Here is a 6,556-nt window from a genome sequence, read left to right on the forward strand (position 1 = left end):
GTTATATTATGAGTGAGCAGCTATCATCTAGTATCTCACATCTAGCAATCTTTATTTAATCAGCTCAAAGCTCCTCTTTACAAACGCGGTAAGCTCCTCGCCTTTCAACAGGTTCTGGCTCAGTTTGGCAAGGTCAAGCGCCTGTTTAACCAGGGCTTCGCGCTGCGTAGCATCATCGGTAGTCAAAATACTGCCGGCAAGCGGGCTGTTAGTATTTACCACAAGGTTATACATATCGGGGAAGTTGCCCATACCAAACATACCGCCGCCGCCGCTCTGGCTCATCTCCTTCATACGGCGCATAAACTCCGGCTGCGTAATGCGGAACGGCGCGCTGTTGCTGTCCATGGCCTCCAGCTGTACCGTATAAGTTTGCTTCGGTACTATGGCTTCAATCTGGCCTTTCAGCGTGTCTTTTTCTTCATCACTCAGTTTACTCAGCTGCGCCTCGTCTTTATCAATAAGCTTGTCGATGTTCTCGGCATCCACACGGGCAAACGTAAGGTTATCGTTATCGGCCTCCAGCTTCTGGATTAGGTGACTTACAATAGGGCTGTCTAACAACAATACCTCATAACCTTTCTCGGTAGCCTCGGCAATATAGCCGTGCTGGGTGTCTTTGTTGCTCGCGTACAGCAATACCAGCTTGCCGTTTTTATCGGTCTGGGTTGCGGCAAGGTTTTCTTTAAGCTCATCAAGCGTAAAATATTTTCCGTCAACCGTAGGGTACAGCACAAACGCGCCAGCTTTCTCATAGAATTTAGGCTCGCTCAGCATACCATATTCCAGCACTATCTTGATGTCGTTCCACTTGGCTTCAAAATCCTCACGGTTTTCGCTGAAAAGCGACTTTAGTTTATCGGCAACCTTACGGGTAATGTAGTTGCTTATTTTTTTAACAGCGCCATCGGCCTGAAGGTAAGAGCGAGACACGTTAAGCGGAATATCCGGGCTGTCGATAACACCGCGCAGCATGGTAAGGAACTCGGGTACTATGCCCTCTACATTATCGGTAACAAATACCTGGTTTTGGTACAGTTGTATCTTGTCTTTCTGCACCTGCAGGTCGCCCGACAGTTTAGGAAAGTACAAGATACCGGTAAGGTTAAACGGGTAATCTACATTAAGGTGGATGTTAAACAGCGGCTCTTCAAACTGCGTAGGGTACAGCTCGTGGTAAAACGCTTTATAATCTTCGTCAGTAAGGTCTGCAGGCTGTTTTGTCCAGGCCGGTGTGGGGTTGTTTATGATGTTGTCTACTTCAACAGTTTCGGCTACATAATCATCGCCCGCGTCTTCCGGTTTAGGGAGGGTTTGCGTTTTAGTGCCAAATTTAATAGGCACCGGCATAAACTTGTTGTACTTGGTAAGCAATTCGCGAATGCGGTATTCTTCAAGGAACTCGGTGCTGTCTTCGGCAATGTGCAGGATAATCTCAGTGCCGCGGGTTGTTTTGTCCGATGGCTCCAGGGTAAACTCAGGGCTGCCGTCGCACACCCAGTGCACCGCCGGTTCGTCTTTGTATGATTTTGTAATAATCTCAACTTTCTCCGCAACCATAAAGGCAGAATAAAAGCCAAGCCCGAAATGGCCGATAATGCCTGAATCTTTGGCAGAGTCTTTATATTTTTCTAAAAACTCCTCCGCACCCGAAAATGCCACCTGGTTGATGTACTTTTCTACCTCTTCGCCTGTCATGCCAAGCCCCTGGTCGATAATGCGTAGTTGTTTAGCCTCCTTATCTACCTCAACCGATATTACCGGGTTGCCATATTCTACCGCAGCCTCTCCTATATTAGTAAGGTGCTTAAGCTTAAGGGTAGCATCGGTGGCGTTGCTTACCAGCTCACGTAAAAAGATTTCGTGGTCGCTGTATAAAAATTTCTTGATTAAGGGAAAGATGTTCTCTACCGAAACATTAATTTTTCCTGTTGTCATAGTATATGCTTTTTGTTTAATTGTATGATTTGCCTTATCCAGTCAAATAAGATACCAAAGCATATATAATGACAAATTGACACTACGGTATGTTAGGCACAAACCTCAATTGTTAAAGAAATATTTCTTTAAGAAAAGATTAATATGGTGCTCCCGCAAATTTCGGTATACTGATTTGTCTTTAAAATCAAATATTTTACACAAAAACTCCCTGTCTTATTAACGTAAACATAAATTTATTCCTGTTAATTTTTTGGCTTGGTTGTTGCTATTCTCCCTGTAAACGCTGTACCTTTATCCTGTTATATAATGTAAACTCATAATACTAAAACTCAAATTATACCATGAAAAAGTTATTATCCTTATGCCTTATGCTTGCAGTATTTGCATCGTGCGGTTCGTTAAACCAAAAATCTCAGGTAGCCCTTAAAGGAAACTGGGTTATAAGCAGTGTTACTTACCCAGGTTCTGAATACATAAAAGTAACTTCTTTTGACATTGCCGACTCGAAATGCCTTGAAGGCAGCAGCTGGAATTTTATTTCAAACAATAATAAAGGGAGCCTTACCTTAAACAGCATGGGATCCGGATGCCCAAGCTTTAGCAGCCCTATTGTATGGACTGTTACTAAGGATGGTACTTTTAACCTGAAAATTACCGACGGGCAAAAAGCCAAAAGGGTAACCGAAGGCTATATGCTTACCATGCAAAACCAAACCGAAACCTCTTTCCAACTGGTAGATAATATATCGGTAGGCGGTAAAACAGTAGCCGTTACTTACAACTTCAGCAAAATATAATAATCGAATAAAACAATAAATATTACGTTATGAGAAATTTAAAAATCATTGCCCTTACAGTAGCATTTGTGGGCAGTATAAGCATTAGCTTTACTTCATGCGAGGCAGCTAAAAACACAAATAACACCCAGCGTGGTGTGGCCATAGGCGCAGCATCGGGTGCCGTAATAGGCGGGGTACTGGGCAACAACCTTGGCAAAGGCGGTAATACAGCGCTGGGAGCCATTATAGGTGGTGTAGTAGGTGGAGCTGCCGGTGGCGTTATAGGCAACCGTATGGACAAACAGGCACAAAAAATAGAAACCGCCCTGCCGGGTGCAGAGGTAGAACGCGTAGGCGAAGGTATTAAACTTACCCTGGGCGAAAACTCGGTAAATTTTGACCTAAACAAGTCGACATTAACCCCTACCGCAAAAGCTAACCTTGATAAACTGGTACCGGTATTTAATGAATATCCTGATACTAATATAAACATATACGGCTATACCGATAGTTCTGGTTCAGATGAGTACAACCAAAAACTTAGTGAGCAAAGGGCCGCCAGCGTAATGAGTTACCTTAGCGGTAAGGGACTTAAATCTAGCAGGTTTGTAACCGCAGGTAAAGGGGAAGCTGATCCCATTGCAGACAACACTACCAAAGAAGGAATGGCAAAAAACAGGCGTGTAGAGTTTGCTATAACTGCCAATGAAAAAATGGTACATGATGCTGAGGCCGAAGCCCAAAAGCAATAACATATAACACCAAAAACAAGCAAGGCTGCCTCTATGAGTGCAGCCTTCTTTATTTTATACATTTTTTTTAATACATTTTTTACCGCCAGTCTGCGTTAGAACCATTAGGGCCAAAGTAAAATGTTATCCCCACCGATACATTTGCCAGTCCGCCTACAAAGCTTTTTACCCCGGTATAGCGGGAAAAGCCGTCAAAGTCCTTGTGCTGCGAAAAGTTCACAATATAAGCCACGTCAGCATGCAGGGCAATATTTTTTATAATATAATACTGTGGTGTAATACCTATTATAACATTTCCTATGCTGTCCACCTGGTCAATAGTAGACACCCCTACGGGTTTTATCCACGAGTAACCAAAACCCGCATGTGCCAGCAGGCCAAGGTTTCCCCTCATGTTTATTTCACGGCCCAGGTTATTTACAACATTAAATGACAAACGCCTGTAATCAGTGCCTATTTCCTGCTCGTAGCCTTCTTTATCTGTGCGAAACTGATCTGATCCAAAGTCAAATTTTACGCCCCAGTATTCTGTAATCATATAACGGAAACCAACATCAAAATGCGATAGCTGCGTTATACCCGGCTTGCCGGAAATACCTAAACCATAACCACCTTCAAATGAGTACTGGTCGTGGCTGTTTACCTGTGCAGCTATATTGCTTGCTACAAACATGAAAATAAATAAGATTTTTTTAGCCATGGCCAGTAATATTAAAAATTAAGTAAATATACTACAAAAACAGTTTCAGGCACTCATACCCTAAAACCGTAACCACAAAAGTTACGTATATATGGTTGTGGGATTGATTATTATGAAAAGGAAAAAATTTAAAATTTGTGTGTTTTATTTTATTGGTTAGGTTTTTAAGGGCGTAAGCATATTGTTTACGCCCTTATTTTATATATGCGGCGGGTTATACTGATTAATTGAATATTTTTGCAGGATAATAACTCAGGCATGCTTGCACTTAAAGATATTTCATTCGGTTATACCGAAACCACAATATTGCATAACATTACGTTTTCGGTTAAGTCCGGGCAAAACATTGCCGTTATTGGCGAAAGCGGCTGCGGTAAAAGCACGCTCCTTAAACTGATATATGGGCTGTATGATACCGATGCCGGGGCTATAACCTATAAAGGAGAAGCGGTAACGGGTCCTAAATACAACCTGGTGCCCGGCATGCCCTACATGAAATACCTGGCGCAGGACTTTGACCTGATGCCCTATACTACCGCTGCCGAAAACGTGGGGGCTTTTTTAAGCAACATTTACCAGGAACAAAAGCAGCAGCGCATACAGGAGCTGTTGCAGATTGTAGAGATGGAGGCCTTTGCCGACAGAAAAGTAAAATACCTGAGCGGTGGGCAGCAGCAGCGCATAGCACTGGCAAAAGTTTTAGCGCTGGAACCTGAAGTGTTGCTGCTCGACGAGCCCTTTAGCCATATAGACAACTTTAGGAAAAACGCGCTAAGGCGTAACCTTTTTGCCTACCTTAAAAGCAAAAATGTAACCGTGATTGTAGCTACGCACGACAGTACCGACGCACTCTCGTTTGCAGATGAAACCATAGTGCTAAAAAACGGGCGGGTAGTAGACAAAGGCCCAAGTAGGGAGTTGTACTACAAGCCGAAAGATAAATATGCGGCCTCTTTATTTGGTGAGGTTAATGAAATAAAACTGGAGCTGCTTACACTTACGCAAAATGCAGATGAAACCGTATTGCTGTACCCCCACCAACTTTTAGTAGCCGAAAACGGCCCGCTTACCGTTACCGTAAAGCAATGTTATTTTAAAGGCAGCCATTACCTGGTTAAGGCGGCGTTAGGCAGGCAGGTTATATTCTTTGACCATTATAAAGAGCTTCCGGCGAATGCCGAAGTAACGCTGGCTGTAAACAGGAATGCTTTTGGTTAATCAAATTTATCAAAAAGTTTAAAAAAGGGTTAATTTAAACAGTCAATTTTTAAGAATGTTTTAAATTTGGGTAGATAATTTTAAAAAATACAATTAATGTATCATTCAAAAATTTCCGGCCTGGGATATTATGTCCCGGAGAATGTGGTTACCAATGATGACCTGAGCCTGATAATGGAAACCAATGATGCCTGGATACAGGAACGCACGGGCATACAGGAGCGGAGGCATGTTATTAAAGGCGACGGCGACACTACCACAACCATGGGCGTTAAAGCTGCTAAAGCGGCCCTTGAGCGCGCCGGTATAGATAAGGATGATATCGACTTTATAATATTTGCTACCCTTAGCCCTGATTATTACTTTCCGGGGCCGGGCGTGCTGGTGCAGCGCGACCTGAGCATGGCCCGTACCGTGGGCGCGCTCGATGTGCGCAACCAGTGTTCGGGATTTTTATATGCCCTTTCGGTAGCAGACCAGTTTATAAAAACAGGCATGTACAAAAACATACTGGTTATAGGCTCTGAGCTTCACAGCACGGGGCTGGATATGACCACCAGGGGGCGCAATGTATCGGTTATCTTTGGTGATGGCGCCGGCGCTGCGGTACTTAGCCGCGAAGAAGACCTTACTAAAGGCATACTCTCTACCCACCTGCACAGCGAGGGCCAGTATGCCGAAGAGCTTAGCCTTACCGCACCCGGCATGGGCCGCCGCTGGGTAACAGACATTATTGCCGATAACGACCCTGACGATACTAGCTACTACCCCTATATGAACGGACAGTTTGTTTTTAAAAATGCTGTGCAGCGCCTTGCAGAGGTGGTTAGCGAAGGCCTGGCTGCAAACAAGCTTTCCGTAGCCGATATTGATATGCTTATCCCGCACCAGGCTAACCTAAGGATAGCGCAATTTATTCAACACAAATTTCAGCTGCCGGATGATAAGATTCACAACAACATTATGAAATACGGCAATACCACGGCGGCATCGGTGCCTATAGCATTAACCGAGGCCTTGGAACTGGGTAAAATCAAAGATGGTGACCTGGTGATACTGGCCGCCTTTGGCAGTGGCTTTACCTGGGGGAGCGCGGTGATACGGTGGTAGATTTTGATTGAAGATTTTAGATTTCAGATTTCAGATTGAGCTTCACTCATACCGCC

Annotated in this window: 6 protein-coding genes; 4 read left to right on the plus strand and 2 right to left on the minus strand. The window is 44.0% G+C overall.

The genetic code is table 11. The features are described from left to right. Positions 1-51: 51 nt before the first annotated feature. Positions 52-1,938: a molecular chaperone HtpG gene (gene htpG / locus ACLI09_RS16130; protein ID WP_411420672.1), complete on the minus strand. Its 1,887-nt coding sequence runs from the start codon at positions 1,936-1,938 to the stop codon at positions 52-54. 344 nt (positions 1,939-2,282) lie between these two features. Here htpG and ACLI09_RS16135 point away from each other — a divergent pair, with 344 nt between their 5' ends. Both ACLI09_RS16135 and ACLI09_RS16140 read left to right on the plus strand, forming a co-directional pair. Beyond that, positions 2,283-2,738 carry a lipocalin family protein gene (locus tag ACLI09_RS16135; RefSeq protein ID WP_411420673.1) on the plus strand — a complete coding sequence of 152 codons (456 nt, stop codon included), beginning with the start codon at positions 2,283-2,285 and terminating at the stop codon, positions 2,736-2,738. Positions 2,739-2,767: 29 nt separating this feature from the next. Next, positions 2,768-3,472, plus strand: a complete 705-nt coding sequence (locus ACLI09_RS16140) for an OmpA family protein (RefSeq protein WP_411420674.1) — start codon at positions 2,768-2,770, stop codon at positions 3,470-3,472. A gap of 79 nt (positions 3,473-3,551) precedes the next feature. On the opposite strand, the gene ACLI09_RS16145 is transcribed toward ACLI09_RS16140, so the two are convergent. Further along, the gene (locus ACLI09_RS16145; protein ID WP_411420675.1) at positions 3,552-4,172 is read right to left on the minus strand and encodes a hypothetical protein; all 621 of its coding nucleotides are present in this window, start codon (positions 4,170-4,172) and stop codon (positions 3,552-3,554) included. A 258-nt stretch (positions 4,173-4,430) separates the two neighbouring features. Here ACLI09_RS16145 and ACLI09_RS16150 point away from each other — a divergent pair, with 258 nt between their 5' ends. Both ACLI09_RS16150 and ACLI09_RS16155 read left to right on the plus strand, forming a co-directional pair. Beyond that, positions 4,431-5,390, plus strand: a complete 960-nt coding sequence (locus ACLI09_RS16150) for an ABC transporter ATP-binding protein (RefSeq protein ID WP_411420676.1) — start codon at positions 4,431-4,433, stop codon at positions 5,388-5,390. Positions 5,391-5,486: 96 nt separating this feature from the next. Then, positions 5,487-6,500: a 3-oxoacyl-ACP synthase III family protein gene (locus tag ACLI09_RS16155; protein ID WP_411420677.1), complete on the plus strand. Its 1,014-nt coding sequence runs from the start codon at positions 5,487-5,489 to the stop codon at positions 6,498-6,500. Positions 6,501-6,556 lie beyond the last annotated feature (56 nt).

It is taken from the genome of Flavobacterium sp. RHBU_24 (assembly GCF_046613695.1).
Classification (GTDB): Bacteria; Bacteroidota; Bacteroidia; order Flavobacteriales; family Flavobacteriaceae; genus Flavobacterium.

Excerpts from the sequence above, each read along its gene's own strand:
- ACLI09_RS16135 (WP_411420673.1), top strand. The coding sequence starts at position 2,283 with ATGAAAAAGTTATTATCCTTATGCCTTATGCTTGCAGTATTTGCATCG.
- ACLI09_RS16150 (WP_411420676.1), top strand. The coding sequence starts at position 4,431 with ATGCTTGCACTTAAAGATATTTCATTCGGTTATACCGAAACCACAATA.
- ACLI09_RS16155 (WP_411420677.1), top strand. The coding sequence starts at position 5,487 with ATGTATCATTCAAAAATTTCCGGCCTGGGATATTATGTCCCGGAGAAT.
- ACLI09_RS16140 (WP_411420674.1), top strand. The coding sequence starts at position 2,768 with ATGAGAAATTTAAAAATCATTGCCCTTACAGTAGCATTTGTGGGCAGT.
- htpG (WP_411420672.1), bottom strand. The coding sequence starts at position 1,938 with ATGACAACAGGAAAAATTAATGTTTCGGTAGAGAACATCTTTCCCTTA.
- ACLI09_RS16145 (WP_411420675.1), bottom strand. The coding sequence starts at position 4,172 with ATGGCTAAAAAAATCTTATTTATTTTCATGTTTGTAGCAAGCAATATA.